The organism is Microbacterium halotolerans, from assembly GCF_003569805.1.
Lineage (GTDB): Bacteria > Actinomycetota > Actinomycetes > Actinomycetales > Microbacteriaceae > Microbacterium > Microbacterium halotolerans.
Map to the genome: position 1 here is coordinate 14,132 of NZ_KZ984051.1, position 15,908 is coordinate 30,039.

The window sequence follows — 15,908 nt, forward strand, 5'->3', positions numbered from 1 at the left end:
GGACACGGCCTCGCACTCGGCGCGACCTGACGGGCATCAGGCGAAGAGCAGCGGCGACCACTCACCAGGCGCATCGAACTCTGCGTACCGCACGTCGACGGCGCCCGACCCGATGCGTGCGACGCACGCGAGCGTCGACAGGGTCGGGTAGCCGAGCGGTCGGTTGTCGCGCACGATGGCACGGTCGTCGGTGGGCCCGACCTCGGTGGTGCGCTCGAGCAGCCGGATCCACGGTTGGTACCAGTCCTCGCCGACGCCGAGCTCGACTTCGGCGAAGCCTTCGCGCCAGGCCGCGATGCGTTCGCTGCGCGGGTCGTCGAGGTCGTGATGCGCCAGCATGTGAGTGCCGGGGCCGATCTCTTCCTGGGTCATCCGGTCGCCGTCCCACGACGTCACTCGTGCCGCGCCCTCGGCGACGGACACGAGGTTGAACCCGCGCATGGCGTGCGGGGCGGGCTGCGGGCGGCCCGCCGCGGCGTCGAGAGCGAGCGAACCGCGCGACACGATGCGCTCCGGCGAGAGGTCGGGTTCGCCGTGGCGGTTGAGCGTGACCGCAAGCCTCCCCCGTCCGGCCGCCAACCATGCCCCACCGGCAAGGCGATCCTGCACGCCTGCGACATCCGGATCATCCGGCCACCACCGGCCAAGCGGGTTCCAGGGGCGAGCAGGATCTTCGTCGCGCACGGCGAGCAGGCTGATGGGGGTGCCGACGGTCTCGGGCACACGGATGACGACGGTGCACATGGGTATCGGATCCAGCGTACGAGGTTCCGCCGGAAAGCAGGCGCTCTCGCGTCCCCGCACCGGATGGCGCCCGCACTGTCACAATGGAGCCATGTTCGTCGTCGTGGGAGTCACAGGCGGCATCGCCGCGTACAAGACCGTGCAGCTGGTGCGCCTGCTGGTGAAGGACGGGCACGACGTGCACGTGGTGCCGACCGAGGATGCGCTGCGCTTCGTCGGCCTGCCGACGTGGGAGGCGATCAGCCGCAACCCGGTGACCACGAGCGTGCACGACGACGTCGCCAGCGTGCGGCACGTGTCGCTCGGGCACCGCGCCGATCTGGTGGTCGTCGCGCCGGCGACCGCGAACACGATGGCGAAGATGGCCGCGGGTCTGGCCGACGATCTGCTCGGCACGACCCTGCTGGCCACGTCCGCACCGGTGCTGATCGCGCCCGCCATGCACACGGAGATGTGGCAGCACCCGGCGACGCAGGCCAACGTCGACACGCTCACCTCGCGCGGCGTGAACATGGTCGGCCCCGTGTCGGGCGAGCTCACCGGCGGTGACACGGGGCCCGGCCGGATGGCGGAGCCGGAGCAGATCCATGAGGCCGTCGGCCGCGAGCTGCGCCGGAGTACGGACGGCGCCGCATCCGGAGCATGGCTCGTGACCGCGGGCGGCACCCGCGAACCGCTCGATCCGGTGCGCTTCATCGGCAATCGCTCGAGCGGGAAGCAGGGCACGGAGGTCGCCCTTGCTGCTGCGAGGCGGGGCGCCGAGGTGACGCTGATCGCGGCGAACGTCGACTGGTCGGTGCTCGCCGAGGCGTCGGCGCACGCAGAGATCCGCGTCGTGCCCGTGAGCACCACGGACGAGCTCGAGCGCGCCGTCTCCGAGGCCGCACCGCCGGCCGACGTGGTGGTGATGGCTGCCGCCGTCGCCGACTACCGGCTGCCGGAGGTGGCGCAGCAGAAGCTGCGCAAGGAGGAGGCATCGGGGCCGCTGCGGATCGAGCTGGTCGAGTCTCCGGATGTGCTGGCGGGAGTCGTGGCATCCAGGCGGCCCGGACAGATGATCGTCGGATTCGCCGCCGAGACCCCGGATGACGGCATCAGCCTGGCCGAGCGGGCGATCGCCAAGCGCCGCCGCAAGGGCGCCGACCTGCTCGCGGCGAACGAGGTCGGGTGGGAAGCCGGCTTCGAGAGCGACGACAACCGTCTGCTCATCGTCGGCGCCGACGACCGGATCATCGCCGACGCTTCAGGCACCAAGCGCGCCACCGCCGAGGCCCTGGTGCAGGCGATCGTCTCGCGCTGAGCCGAAGACGGACGGAGCCGCCGGACACCGCCACCGCTGGATCCGCCGGACGAGCTCGAGGTCGACACCGTCGACGGCAGCGTACCGACGCCCGACGAGATCGACGCCGCGTGGAACGCGCCGCTGGCCGCCCACCACGACGGCGAGCTATCGGCGTACAGCAGGGCGAGATGCACCAACCACTGCTTCTCGAGCCCGAACACGACCGCGAACGGCAACACCTCCTCGTACAGGTGCAGCAGCTGACGCGGGTCGTTCGAGTTGACGCAGCGGCGCTGAGCTCCGCTCGGGGACTGCGGCGTGCGGATCCTGTCTTCTTCCGCGACCTTGATGAACAGCTTGAGGCCCTTGAGGTCGCGGGCATTAGCGACTACGCCGGGCCGGATCGATCAACCGGATCCAACCGTCGCTGTCGGAATGAGCGCGGGGCGAACACCGCTGCGATGCCAGTGCCGATCAGGACGATCACAAGGATGAGCCAGGGGAGCACTTCACCACCGGTCTGACCGAGTTCTGGCGTCTGTTCTTCGCCGAGATCGACCGTGTCCGGCGCGACCGGCTCTTCGGGGTCGGGCTCCGGCGCGACCGGCTCTTCGAGGTCGGGCTCCGGCTCCTCGGGGTCGGGCCCCGGCTCCTCGGCGTCCCCCCGCTCGACGTTGGCGACGAAGGGCTGTGAGGTCACGGGCGAGAAGTTGTCGCTGCCGGTAAAGACCACCACGAGGTGGTAGGTGCCCGTCGCGTCGAAGACCGGTGCGAACTGTGCGGCGCCTTCGGCGTCGAGCGTCGCACGCGCGAGCAGCTCCCCGCTGGCGTCGTCCCCCCGCAGCTCGACTGTGCCCTGGAGCGAAGCAGCTGACCCCGTCTCGGAGGCCACGGAGACAGCCACGGAAAGCACACTGCCTACGTTGGTCTTCGTCTCTGCGTCGACGTCGATCACGGTGCTCGCTCGCGATACCTCGTAGGTCGCGGTGCCCGATGCATCGAGGTGGTGATCATCACCGACGAACCCGATGGTGTCGGTGTGCTCACCAGCGTCGACGCCGGAGACCACGAAAAGAGCGAGGCCCTCGTCGATCTCGACGCTCTTGCCTGCACGCGTCGCGGTGCCGGTCTCGATCTCCGGGCACAGCGCGCTGCCCGGATCGCTTTCGCAAGCGGCCGGGTCGATCTCGGCGTAGAACCGCGCCGAGATCTCCACCGGACCTGGGTACACCCATTCGCCGTCGGGCGGTTCGGCCAGGGCAACCACGCGCGCCGGTGCCTTCTGCACGGTCCTGTGGAGATCATCGGAAGTCGACGTGGCATACCGCGCTTCATCGCTCTCGAACGTCGCCGTCAGCGTGTAGTCACCGGCTGGCAGCGAGGTGTCGAGCGTGGCGACGCCCGCGATGTCCACCGCCGCGCTGCCGAGGTCGCGGGCGACGCCGTCCCCATCCACCACAGTGAACGTCACGGTGCCGGAGAGGGGCTCGGTTCCTACCCGCTCCTCGCCCGCGGTGTGCGAGAGCAGTCGCACCGGCTCGCCGTCGACGGGCCCGGAGTCGCGGATCGGACTGGACGCATCGAGCGACGTTGTCGTGCCGATGACGTGTTCGTAGATCCGCACGATGCCGTCGTCGCCGGCATGGTTCGCCAACTGCGTCGAGTCGTTGAGGACTTCCCCGCCGCCGTCCGGCTCGGTCATCCAGAGCACACCAGGTTCGGGTACGGGAATCTCGCGGTAGCCCGAACCGAAGTCAGGCGCATACACCCGGGTGGTCAGCGCCTCGTCCGCCTCGGCGTCTATGGTGCCCGGGCGCCGCACGAACTGCACGTCATAGTTGTGATTGGTGATGATGCTCGGGGGATCCACATTCGTCAGCCCGACCACGCCGTTGTTGACGATGGTGCCGGTGCCGGCGATCCGCCCGGCGCCGATCGGGTCCTCCACGGACCCCAGGATCTGCCCGGTCGGGCCGACGGTGAACTCGCCGTCGTCCCAGATCAGGTCGCCGTCGAAGATCGGGGTGCGGGTGTAGAGGGTGCCGTTGATGACGGCGATTCCGTCCCCTGAGCCCCATGTGCCGCCGATCGATGTGGCGCCACCCGCGGCGATCAGCGTGGCGTCCGGGCCGAGCGCGAGGTGGCCGCCGATCCCCCCGTTGGATCCGCCCACTGCTGCGGATTCCACCATGGTGCTGCTGGTGGCCAGGACGTAGGCGCGATCGGTGATGGTGACCGTGCCGCCGTTCCCGCTCACCTGGACGTCGCCGATGTCTCTGTGGAAGCCGCCGCCGATCGCGGCACCGTCGCCGGCTCGGGCGCGGACCGTCGCATTGCCGGAGACCTCGATCTCGCCGGCATGGGTGTTCGCATGGCGGGTGCTGCCCCCGAGAGCTGCGTCGCGCCCCAACCCGCGGGCATACACACCGATGTCTCCGGTGATCGTCAGCTTCGCACCCAACGGCACGGCGATACCGCTGATCGCCTCGAGCCAGCTGCACTCGGCGTCGGGATGGGCTGCGGGATCGGTGATGACGTCCATGTCGCAGCCGGGCCCGACGGTGTTGGTGATGGTCAGGTGTTTGCCGGGCTCGACGATCATGCGCAGTGAGGGCAACCAGCCGAAGCCGCGCAGATCGAGAGTGAGGTCGCACTGGACCCTGGCATCGGCGATGGAGTTGTCGTACTCGCCGCCGTCGCCGGGTACGACGATGCTCCCATCGACGCAGTCTGGCCCGAGAAGTTCGTGCGCCTCCTCCCAGATGTCGAACACCCGAACCTCCGCGGCGAGCGGTTCGGCCATAGCCTCTTTCGATGTGGAAGCCGGGCTCAGGGCGCTCGCGTCGGCGGCTTGCGGAACGGCCACACCTGTGATGACGGCCGATGCCGCAACCATGACGGTGAGCACTCGGGCGATTCGTCGCACTGAAATCCGCACGGCCGTCTTCTCTCATCTGGGTCGTCGAGCTGGAATCCCTGTATTCCCCTTCTGGAGCGTATACGCTGCTCAACGGCTGGGCAACGGGATCAACGAGCCGATCATCGGCCTGCGCACACCGAAGCGTCTGGCGAGTGCCCGTCGCGGATCTCCGCCACGGGAGCAGACGCCGAGCTACTGAAACCGCTCATCGCCGAGCCAGCGAACTTTGTGATTGTGAGCGCTACTGGATCGTTGAAGAAGCGCAAGAAGCTCTCTCAGCGAGCGGCGCGAGTGGTTCGAGCACTGATCAGACGCCGCCGCCTCCGCCGCCTCCTCCTCCGCCGCCTCCGGAGCCGCCTCCCGTCGAGCCGCCGGACGAGCTGGAGGTCGACACCGTCGACGACAGCGAGCCGACGCCTGCCGAGAACGACGCAGCGTGGAACGCTCCGGCGCCTGCCCACCACGACGGTGAGCTGTCGGTGTACATGAGCGCGAGATGATCGGACCACTGCTTCTCGAGGCCGAACACGACGGCGAACGGAAGCAGCTCCTCGTACAGGTGCAGCAGCTGGCGCGGGTCGTTCGGATCGATGCGGCGTCGCTGCGCCCCCGACGGTGACTGCAGCGTGCGGATCCGGTCCTCCTCCGCCAACTCGATGAACAGCTTGAGGCCCTTGAGGTGATCTCGCACCTCGGCGCCCGCCTCGTTGAACGGATGCTTGGCGACCACCAGGAGCGCGGCGAAGGAGACGACGAGTCCGACGACGAGCGCCGTCACAGGGAGCGCAGGCGACACGTAGCCCGACAGCGCGAGCACTCCGCCGACGACCGCGACGACGGCTGAGGCGATCGCGGCGCAGACGACCGCGAAGATCGGCCCGCGCGGAAGCGGCCTGCGGTACAGACGCCGGCTCTCCTTCGCGGTCTCGTTGTGCAGCTTCGTCACGGCCTTCGACAGGCGTGAGTCCTGTTTGCCGAAGGAGTAGACCCCACCGACGGGGAGGTTCGGCCCGAACAGCGCGCGCAGCAGCCTGGTGCCGTTCTCGTCGGCGCGGCTCGGATCGACCAGCTCCGCGGCCAGCTTCGGCTTATGGCGCTTGACCGCGGGATGCTCGATGATCCGCACCGATCCGCGGATCGCCTGTTCGAGGAGCTCGGCGGAGATCGCCTTGTCGAGACCCGTGCTGAAGAACCGTCTGGCGGAGAAAGCATCGATGCCTGGCGGAGGATCGTACTCCGCGATGATCGTGGGGCGCCCCGGCGAGTCCTTCAGCACCGTGCGGCGCGCGACGACGGCCCAGCCGAGCGTCACCACCGAGCCGAGGGCGCCGACCAGCGCGGCCCAGCCCCACATCGATGCGAACGGCGAGCTGTCGAAGGGGGTGAAAGTGCCCGAAGCGAACCCGATCGCCACGGTCGCGCTCTCGTACGGAGCCGCGGCGACGGCGTCCGTCTCGAAGGTCACCGCCCCATCCGGCTCCTCCGTGCTCGAGATGCCGCACTCGTCGCCATCCGGGCCGATGTAGCAGCGCGCGTCACCGGTGAGCTCGGCCGCGAGATCCGCGTCGATCGTCACGGTCGCGCTCACCCCGTGGAACGGCTGCAGCCATTCCTCTCCGTTGATGTCCCAGTAGAACTCGTCGAGACCGTTCTCCATCGACTGCCCGACGTTGTCGATCGTGTAGGTGAAGACGTAGGTCTGCGCACCCTCGGCGAACTCGCCCTCCGGAACGGCGGAGGTGACCGAGAGATAGCCGTCCTCCGAGTCGCTCTCATAGTCGCGCGCCGCGCCGCGCCCGTCGGTGACGGAGACGATCGTCGGGTGCGTGGGAGCGCCGAAGGAGCTCTGCGGTATGGCGCGGACCATGCCGCGATTCTGCGCGGCGGGGAACTGCGCGACGAAGGTCTCGGTCACCGTGGCGACGCCGACGCCCTCGTCGTCGCGCGACAGCTCGAACTCGGCGTGCAGGCTCTCGAACTCGAAGTCGTCGACGGAAGCCGGCCGGATGCCGGTGGGCAGCGCGGAGCCGGCGCCGGATGTGCCCGCCGCGGACGCGGGCGGGCTCGTTGCCGACGCGGGCGGGCTCGTTGCCGACGCGGGCTGGCTCGCTGCCGTTGCACCCGCCATTGGCAGCAGCACGCCGAGCAGAGCGCCGACCGTCACGGCGAGAACTGCTGCAGCCCGTCGGGCGAATGCCCGGGGGTCTCCTGTCTTCACCGCGCCGCCTCCTCTCCTTCATCCTGTGCCGCCACGATACCGATCCAACCGCCCGGCCACCGCACCCCGGCACCGGGGCGTCAAGGCACAGCCGCGGGAACGGGTCAGGCGTCGCGGCGGGCACCCTCGGAGGGGCGGACTGTGAAGGTGCGCGGGGCGCCGTAGCCGGCCTCGGCGAACGCCGCGGCGACGCGAGATGAGACCTCGTCGACTCGGTCGTGGTCGATGAGTGCGATCGCCGCGCCGCCGAAGCCGCCTCCGGTCATCCGGGCCCCGATCGCGCCGGCGGACATCGCGGTGTCGACGGCGAGGTCGAGCTCGGGAACGGAGATCTCGAAGTCGTCGCGCATCGAGGCGTGCGAGGCGAGCAGCAGGTCGCCGATCGCACGCGGCCCCGACTCGCGCAGTGCCCGCACCGTGTCGAGCACGCGCGCGTTCTCCGTGACGATATGCCTCGCGCGGCGGAAGGTGACCTCGTCCATCAGCTCGGCGGCCCGGTCGAGGTCGCTCACCGCGACGTCGCGCAGCGCGGCGACGCCCATCGCGGCGGCGGCCCGTTCGCAGGCGTCGCGCCGGTCGCGGTAGCCGCCCGTGGAGTGCGAGTGCGCGACGCGGGTGTCCATCACGAGCACCTCGAGGCCTTCGCGCGCGAAGCCGAGGTCGACCGTTTCGACATCGAGCGTGCGGCAGTCGAGGAACGTCGCCGCGTCGGCGCGGCCCATGATCGACGACACCTGATCCATGATTCCGGTCGGAGCCCCGACGGCCTCGTTCTCGGCGGTGCGCCCTGCCTTGGCCCGTTCGAGCGGGGCGAGGCCCAGGCTCCACAGTTCGTCGAACGCCGCAGCAGCCGCGCCCTCGATCGCCGCAGACGACGACAGCCCTGCGCCCACCGGCACGTCCGAGGCGATCGCGATGTCGAGCCCGCGCGGTGCAGGCTCCCCGCGCAGCGCGGCCCATGCCACACCGAGCGGGTACGCGGCCCACTCCGGCACGTCGCCGCGCTCGACGGCGGCGCCCGGCTCCCCCGCGAACAGCTCGGCCAGCGCCGCGGAATCGACCTCGACGGGATCCGGATCGAATGTGGACGCGACCCGGATGATCCGGTCGCCCCGCGCTGCCACAGCGGCGTATGTGCGCCGATCGATGGCGAAGGGCAGCACGAACCCCTCGTTGTAGTCGGTGTGCTCGCCGATCAGGTTCGCCCGTCCGGCCGATGACCACACCCCGATCGGTGCCGCAGCGCCGAGCCAGGCGAGCAGCTCGCGGGCGCCGTCGATCGCGCTCATGCCGGGTCCTCCACGCGCGCCACGGCCTCGCGCAGGCGGTCGGCCGACTGCTCCGGCGGCACGTCGCCGATCCACGCACCCATCGCGGCCTCGCTGCCTGCGAGGAACTTCAGCTTGTCGGCGGCGCGGCGCGGCGATGTCAGCTCGAGGTGAAGCCGCGCCGAATCACGCGCGACACCGACCGGCGCCTGATGCCATGCGGCGATGTACGGCGTCGGGGTGTCGTAGACGCGGTCGACGCCGCGCAGCAGGCGCAGGTAGACCCCGGCGAGCTCGTCGCGCTCGTCAGAGGTGAGCTCGGTGAAGTCGGCGGCGTGGCGACGCGGCGTGAGGTGCACCTCGACGGGCCAGCGCGCCGCGAACGGCACATAGGCGAGCCAGTGCTCCGCCTCGAGCACGACGCGGGGACCCGCCTGCTCGAATTCGAGGATCCGGTCGAACAGGTCGGCGCCCTCGCGATCGATCGAGCGCAGCAGCGCTTGGGTGCGGGGCGTGATGTACGGGTACGAGTAGATCTGGCCGTGCGGGTGGTGCAGTGTGACGCCGATCGCCTCGCCGCGGTTCTCGAACGGGAAGACCTGCTTCACACCGGGCAGCTCCGACAGTGCGGCGGTTCGATCGGCCCACGCCTCGATCACCGTTCGGGCGCGCGAGCGCGACTGGGTGCCGAAGGATCCGGCACGCTCCGGGCTGAAGCAGACGACCTCGCAACGGCCGACCGACGTGAAGGTGCGGCCGATGCCCGGTGCGTCGAGGTCGCCGGGGGCCTTCTCGCCCGCCGGAGCGTCACCGGTGGCCACGGCGAGCGCGGGGCCGAACGACGGCGACTTGTTCTCGAATACGGCGACGTCGTACTGGTCGGGGATCTCCGACGGGTTCGCGGCCGTCTGCGGCGCGAGCGGGTCGAGGTCGGCAGGAGGAAGATGGGCGCGGTTCTGGCGCGCAGCGGCGATCGACACCCAGTCGCCGGTGAGCACGTCGCGGCGCATCGACGCGGTCGCCGGCCGCGGGTCGAGGGCGCGCTCGTCGGCGCGGCGCTCGGGCGGCAGCCGCGTATCGACGTCGTCGAAGTAGATGAGCTCGCGCCCGTCGGGCATCCGGGTCGGTCGCTTCACGACCCCCGCCCCGAGCTCGACTCCGGATGGGGCTGAGGGGTTCCCGATCACAGCGCTGCTTCCTCATCGAATTGGGCTACGGCCGCACACGATCATACTCACCTCCCCGGCGACGCCGGGCATCGAGCGGGTGAAACGACCGCACTTCGCATACTCTTGAATACGTGACGGATCGCAGAACTGCCGTTGAGGCATGGGAGAGCCTCTTCCGTGCCCAGCACGAGATCTTCGAGTCGATCGAGGGCGACTTCCGCGGCTCCGAGCTCTCCCAGGCGGAGTACGACGTGCTCCTCACCGTGACACGGGCACCGGAGATGACCGCTAGGCTGCGCGACGTCACGGTCCGGATGCTCATCAGCCAGCCCAGCGTCTCCCGCCTCGTCGACCGGATGGTCGCGAAGGACCTGCTCTCGAAGTGCTCCGACCCGGAGGACGGGCGCGGATCGTTGGTGACCGCGACGGCCGCAGGCGCCCGCGCGTTCCGCGCCGTCGCAACGCAGCACGGTCGCCATATCGCCGAGAAGATGAGCGTGCTCAGCGATGACGAGCTCGCGACCCTGCTCGCACTGACCAGCAAGCTTCGCGGAGAGTGAACTCGCCCGCGCCGGGGCCGACATCTGGAAGGGACTCGACAAGCTCCGGATCAGGCTGGAACCGGCGCTGCGCTTCGCGCGCCGGCTGACGGGCTGACGGCGAGTGCGCGGATCACGCTGGCGGACGCGGAGGCCGTCTCAGATCCTGCGCGCCCGGATGCATGACATTAGAAAGTCATCCTCAACCCTGAGATCGACGCCTCCCAGGCGATGACCGGCATCGAGACCGATGGCTCGGCTGGGCGGGTGCCTCGACTACCGGCCAGCGGTGCTCGTTGTGCGATCCGTCGAGAAGCAACGCAGGAACGCAGGAGCAGGTCGCGCTCGCGCCGGGAGCGCACGTGCGGACCGTGCGCTCTGTTCTGCGAACCGCCGCTTCACTCCGCAGCCCGTTCATCACCCGACCGGAGCTGGCAGCTCGTCGTCCTCATCCTCTTCCTCGGCGTCCAGAGCCGGATCGTCGTCGGTGGCCTTGGGCATCCGCGCGATCCAGAGCAGTCCGATCGCGAACGCGACGGCACTGGTGCCTGCCATGACATAGAAGATGATCGACGCACCGGCGCCGATCAGCGCGGGTGTGACGAGGGCGACGAGAGCTGCCAAGACGCGTGCGAACGCGATGGTGATGCCCTGCGCGGTGGCGCGGTGCGCAGTCGGGAAGAGCTCCTGTGACCACACCTTGTACATCGGCTCGCCTGCGACCGCACCGGCGACTGCGTACAGCACGCCGAAGATCACCAGCGTCACGAGAGAGACGCCGACGAGAGCAGGGATGAGGAACGCGACGAGGCTCACGCCCGCCATGATCGCGAACCACATGATGCGATTGCGTCCGTCGACGATGCGCATCATGAAGAACACTGCGATCAGGCTGACGAAGACGGTGACGAGGCTCACAGCGGACGACGTCGAGACGTCCGCGCCCGCGACGTTCACGTAGAGGTAGGTACCGAACTGGCCGTTGATGTTGGCCGCGATGTTGACCAGCGAGTAGAACAGAGCGGTTGCCGCGAGTGCGGCGATGTAGCGGGGAGTGAGGAGAGCGCGGAAGGCGCTGATGCTGCGGGATCCCGGCTCCATGACGGCGAGCGTTCGACTGTTCTCCCACGCGCGCGACTCCGGCAGGCGCAGGCGCAGCACCAGCACCACCGCGGCGACGACGAGAAGGTGGGCGTAGAGGATGCGCGCGGCGATGGTGCCGAGGTTTCCGAACGCGGTACCGAGCCCGAGGACGGCGATGATGCCGACCATCCAGAGGAAGTGTGAGAACGAGATCAGCTTGCCGCGGTTCGCGTCGCGCGCCACCTCGGCGATCATCGAGAGCGACACGGGAAGATCCGCACCCGCTGCGAAGCCCAGCAGGACGATGCCGGGGTAGAGCCAGGCCGTGCCCTGGGCACCGACGAGCAGGGCGGCTCCCAGGATGAAGACGGAGAGGGTGAGGATGAAGATCCGCTTCCGCCCGAACCGGTCACCGAGATTGCCGCCCACGACCGCGCCCACCGCGATGGAGAACGTGAGCAGGGCAGACAGCTGACCGTACTGGTCGGAGCTGAAGCCGAACGCCTGCTGGTAGATGACGAGGGCCGTGCCGGTCGAGACGATGGCACCGGCGTCGAGATACGACACCATGCCTGCGAGGAACGCGACCCACCATGCGTGGCGGGTCGAGGCGGTCGTGCGGGACATCGGGGTTCTCCTTCGAACAGGGTGGGGTTCTCGGCGCATCAGACGCCGAAGCGGTGGGTGCCCGATCCGACCTCGACGGGGCGCGCCCCCGGCAGGTCGATCACGGCTCGGGCGTTGGGCGGGACGACGACCGTCGCGCGCAGCGGGCTGCGCTCGCCTGCGGAGGGCTCTGCCGCCTCCCAATCGACGCGGAAGGTGCCGTGCACGGAGTCGTAGCGAGCTGAGGCACGAGCGGTGAGGCCCGCACGCGGGCGCACGAGCACACGGCGGAAACCGGGCTCGAGCGGTGCGATGCCTCCCACGTCGCGGTGCAGCCAGTCGGCGACCGCACCGAGCGCGTAGTGGTTGAACGAGGTCATCTCGCCTTGGTTGATCGTGCCGTCGGGAAGCATCGAGTCCCAGCGCTCCCACACCGTGGTCGCCCCCATCGCGACAGGGTAGAGCCAGCTGGGCATCTCGTCGGTCTGCAGCATGCGCTGGGCCACCTCGCGGTGCCCTGAGATCGTCAGCGCATCGCACACGATCGGCGTGCCGACGAAACCGGTGCCGATCCTGTGCCGGTTGTCCTCCACGATTCTGGCGAGGCGGGCGCCAGCGGCGCTGACCAGCTCTTGCGGCAGCAGCCCGAAGACGATCCCCAGCGCGTACGCCGTCTGACTGTCGGATGAGATGCGTCCGTCCTCCGCGACGTACTCGCCGATGAACGCCTCGCGCACGCGACCGGCGAGCGCGGTGTACTCGTTCGCCTCATCCTCACGCCCCAGGAGACGTGCCGCATCGGACAGGAGCGACGCCGAGCGGAACAGATAGGCGGTCGCCACGAGGTGCGGGGCCGTCTGCGCTTCGAACGGGCGATCCGGTGGAGCGGACGGGTCGAGCCAGTCCCCCAGCTGCATCCCCTCCCTCCACAGTCCGTCAGGCGCCTGTGCGCGCACCACGTCGACCCACGCGCGCATGCTCTCGTACTGCCGCTCGATCACCCGGAGGTCGGCGAACTGCTCCCACAGCACGGACGGCACCACCGTCGCCGCGTCGCCCCAGGCCGCGATCGCCGCTGGTGGGAAGAGGTCCTGGTCGATCACCGGCACGTAGAGCGGGCCGATGCCGCCCAGACGCCTCTGGTCAGCCGCGAAGTCCTCGAGCCATGACGAGAGGAACGCGTGCGTGTCGAAGAGGTACCCCGCAGTCGGCGCGAAGACCTGGATGTCGCCGGTCCACCCGAGGCGCTCGTCGCGCTGGGGGCAGTCTGTGGGCAGCGTCACGAAGTTGCCGCGCGTGCCCCACACGATGTTCTCGTGCAGCCGGTCGAGCGCGGGAACTCCGGTCTCCAGCCACCCGGTGCGCTCGATGTCGGTGTGGAGCACCTCGGCGACGGCTTCGACCGAGTCAGGATCGATGCCTGTCACCTGGGCGTAGCGGAAGCCGTGGAATGTGAAGCGCGGTACCCACTCCTCACCGTCGGGATCGCCGCGCAGCGTCCAGCGGTCGGTCGCGGCGGCGAACCGCAGCGGACGGGTCCCGAGCTCGCCGCGCTCGAGCACCTCCGCGTGTCTGAGCACCACCTCGATGCTCTTTCCGGCGCGCACGCGCAGGCGCACGCGCCCGACAACGTTCTGGCCGAAGTCCAGGATCGGTCCGGACGGCGCTGCGATCACGGACGCGACAGGCAGCGTCTGCGTCACGCGCACCGGAGGCAACGCTGCCGGGCGCAGTCGAGAGCGATCCGCATCGACCTCGCGCGCAGGACGGGCGCCCGGCAGCGCACCGCCGACCGCCAGCCCGTCGTCCTCGCGGCGGGCGTCGTGCCGCTCTCCCTGATAGATGCTCGCGAACTCGATCGGCCCCTCGACGGTCGCGGTCCACCGCCCATCGGTGACGACGGTCTCGACGTCGCCGTCGGTGTACTCGATCCGCAGCTGCGCGCTGAGCGCACGCGGCCCGTGCCACGTCCGGCGGAAGTCGCCGTCGAAACCGAACCGCTCGGCGTACCAACCGGGCGCCACCCAGGCCCCGAGCGTGTGATCCCCCGGACGGAGGTGCGCGCTGACGTCAACGCTGCGGAAGAGGAGGCGGTCGGAGTACGAGGTCCATCCGGGCGCGAGGAGGTCATCGCCGACGACGACATCGTCGATCCGCATCTCCGCGATTCCATGCGCCGTGTAGGACAGGACCGCTCGCCGCACCGCGCGCGCGACCGTCAGCTCACGACGGAAGCGCGACACGCGACGGGCGGGGCCGTCGGCCACGAGCTGCTCGCGCACCTCGTCGGCCGTGGCGCCGTGCGCGACGGATAGACCCGGGTCGACGTCCTCCGACCCGTCGGCCGCGATGAAGGCGGCGCACCAGTCCTGCGGCGACAGCGGCCCGGCCTCGACGCTCAGCCACTCGCTCCGCCCCGTCGACCAGCCGTCCGTGCTGCGCGCGGTCACACGGAGTTCGACCGCCTCGTAACCTCTCAGCGGGGCGAAGGGCCAGTCGACCGACGCGCTCTGACCGTCCGGGATCTCGGCGGTCTCCACATGACCGTCGCCACGTCGCAGTTCGAGCAGCGCGGACGCCTGAATCCAGCTCTCAGCGGAAGTGGCGACGATCCAGCTCACGGTGGGACGGGCATCCGCCACATGGCGCGGACCTCCGCGTCCGCCGACCCACAGTCTGGCGATCCGGGTCTCTCTCAGTGTCTGCGTGTGCGACATCCTCGTCCTTCAGCGGTTCGTTCCGCGGCGTCTGCGACGCTGCCTCGCCAAAAGTACCACGAAACCCGAGTGCTTACACTGTTTTTGTGGAACGTTTCATCCGATGTCCGCTGACAGCGCGATACGGTCGATGCATGTCACCTGTCCCCACCGTGCGCGGGCCGTACGCCAAGAGCGCAGAACGACGCAGTCGGATCCTGGAGGCAGGGATCCGCGTGTTCGCCGCCCACGGCTACCACGCCGGCTCGATCCAGCGGATCGCCGACGAAGTGGGCATCAGCATGAGCGGTCTGCTGCACCACTTCGATTCCAAGGCAGCACTGCTCGCCGCGATCCTGGAGCGCCGCGACGAGCTCTCACTCGAGTTCATGGACGTCGACTCGCACCACGGGATCGACCTCTTGCGCGCGCTCATCGCGCTGACCGCCTACAACCAATCCTCACCCGGTCTCGTCGAGCTGCACTGCATGCTGTCCGCCGAGGCGACGAGCGCGGACCACCCCGCCCACGACTACTTCGTCGCGCGGTACGAGACGACTGTCGGCGCGATCGAGACGGCCTTCGCCGAGGCAGCAGATGCCGGCCAGCTGACCGCAGGCATCTCGCCCCCCGAAGCGGCCCGTGACGTCACCGCGCTGATGGACGGCCTACAGGTCCAATGGCTGCTCACAGGCGGCGCATTCGACATGGCTGTCCTTCTGCGCGCGCATCTCGAGCGCCTGCTCGCTGTTCCGCTCTAGCGGCTGGCCAACTGGCAGTCGTCGTGGGCCGCGATGAAGGCCACGGGGTGGAGGTGATGGTCTGGATCAGCGGCTGGAGGTCTTCGAAGTGCCTGCGGAACCGATCTGGTCTGCGCCATCTCTCTATGGCCGCTGCGGACCGGAAACGGGTGAGGACGATCAGGCTGGTGCCGTCGTGCGAGCGGTAGACCTCTAAGCCGGTCTGCGACGCGATCCGCATTTTCCGTCCGGCAACCCGCGATGTCCTCACGACCGACGCCATCGACCCCACCAGGAACTACTGGCGCAACAACGAGAAGGAGCCCGGCCGATGGCCGGGCTCCTTCTCGTGATCTGTCTCTTAAGTTGCGACATAGATGTCATCTATGTCCCGACTCATCACAACGTGCGCCTGGAGGGACTCGAACCCCCAACCTTCTGATCCGTAGTCAGATGCTCTATCCATTGAGCTACAGGCGCTTGGCGCTGCTGCCGAAGCAACCCAACGATCATAACCCACGACTCCGTGACGCGTGAAATCGCGCCGCGCTCGAACCGCACCCGGGCGTGGCGCGAAACCCTGCGGCTTGCTCAGCCGTGTCCTTCGCCTGCACCGTCCGCGGAGTGCTCGTCCGGCTCGTCC

The 15,908-nt window shown here is 69.4% G+C and carries 10 protein-coding genes and 1 tRNA gene; 3 read left to right on the forward strand and 8 right to left on the reverse strand.

Annotation, left to right across the window (positions count from 1 at the left end; all coding sequences use genetic code 11):
* Positions 1 to 36: 36 nt before the first annotated feature.
* Positions 37 to 744: an NRDE family protein gene (locus tag DZG09_RS00100; RefSeq protein ID WP_119695739.1), complete on the reverse strand. Its 708-nt coding sequence runs from the start codon at positions 742 to 744 to the stop codon at positions 37 to 39.
* A 91-nt stretch (positions 745 to 835) separates the two neighbouring features.
* Between DZG09_RS00100 and coaBC the strand changes: the two genes are divergently transcribed.
* Positions 836 to 2,044 (forward strand): bifunctional phosphopantothenoylcysteine decarboxylase/phosphopantothenate--cysteine ligase CoaBC, encoded by a 1,209-nt coding sequence (gene coaBC / locus DZG09_RS00105; RefSeq protein WP_119695740.1) that lies wholly within the window; start codon positions 836 to 838, stop codon positions 2,042 to 2,044.
* A 370-nt stretch (positions 2,045 to 2,414) separates the two neighbouring features.
* Here coaBC and DZG09_RS00110 read toward each other — a convergent pair whose 3' ends face one another.
* The 4 genes from DZG09_RS00110 to galT form a co-directional block, all read right to left on the reverse strand.
* Positions 2,415 to 4,829 carry an Ig-like domain-containing protein gene (locus tag DZG09_RS00110; protein WP_162893052.1) on the reverse strand — a complete coding sequence of 805 codons (2,415 nt, stop codon included), beginning with the start codon at positions 4,827 to 4,829 and terminating at the stop codon, positions 2,415 to 2,417.
* A 424-nt stretch (positions 4,830 to 5,253) separates the two neighbouring features.
* Positions 5,254 to 7,164, reverse strand: coding sequence for a DUF2207 family protein (locus tag DZG09_RS00115; protein ID WP_240423553.1), 1,911 nt, complete (start codon positions 7,162 to 7,164; stop codon positions 5,254 to 5,256).
* Positions 7,165 to 7,268: 104 nt separating this feature from the next.
* Positions 7,269 to 8,453, reverse strand: coding sequence for a galactokinase (gene galK / locus DZG09_RS00120; protein ID WP_119695742.1), 1,185 nt, complete (start codon positions 8,451 to 8,453; stop codon positions 7,269 to 7,271).
* Entirely contained in the window at positions 8,450 to 9,550 is a 1,101-nt protein-coding gene (galT, locus tag DZG09_RS00125) for a galactose-1-phosphate uridylyltransferase (protein ID WP_119697285.1), read from the reverse strand. Before galT ends, galK begins: the two co-directional genes overlap by 4 nt.
* A gap of 182 nt (positions 9,551 to 9,732) precedes the next feature.
* On the opposite strand from galT, the gene DZG09_RS00130 reads away from it, so the two are divergent.
* Complete coding sequence (locus tag DZG09_RS00130; protein WP_119695743.1) at positions 9,733 to 10,161, forward strand: MarR family winged helix-turn-helix transcriptional regulator; 429 nt, start codon at positions 9,733 to 9,735, stop codon at positions 10,159 to 10,161.
* 396 nt (positions 10,162 to 10,557) lie between these two features.
* On the opposite strand, the gene DZG09_RS00135 is transcribed toward DZG09_RS00130, so the two are convergent.
* The gene (locus tag DZG09_RS00135; protein WP_162893053.1) at positions 10,558 to 11,850 is read right to left on the reverse strand and encodes an MFS transporter; all 1,293 of its coding nucleotides are present in this window, start codon (positions 11,848 to 11,850) and stop codon (positions 10,558 to 10,560) included.
* A gap of 38 nt (positions 11,851 to 11,888) precedes the next feature.
* On the reverse strand, positions 11,889 to 14,546 hold the full coding sequence (locus tag DZG09_RS00140; RefSeq protein ID WP_119695745.1) for an alpha-L-rhamnosidase: 2,658 nt from the start codon (positions 14,544 to 14,546) through the stop codon (positions 11,889 to 11,891).
* Between the two features lie 134 nt (positions 14,547 to 14,680).
* On the opposite strand from DZG09_RS00140, the gene DZG09_RS00145 reads away from it, so the two are divergent.
* Positions 14,681 to 15,286 (forward strand): TetR/AcrR family transcriptional regulator, encoded by a 606-nt coding sequence (locus DZG09_RS00145; RefSeq protein ID WP_119695746.1) that lies wholly within the window; start codon positions 14,681 to 14,683, stop codon positions 15,284 to 15,286.
* A 386-nt stretch (positions 15,287 to 15,672) separates the two neighbouring features.
* Here DZG09_RS00145 and DZG09_RS00150 read toward each other — a convergent pair.
* Positions 15,673 to 15,745 (reverse strand) — tRNA-Arg (locus DZG09_RS00150).
* Between the last annotated feature and the right edge of the window lie 163 nt (positions 15,746 to 15,908).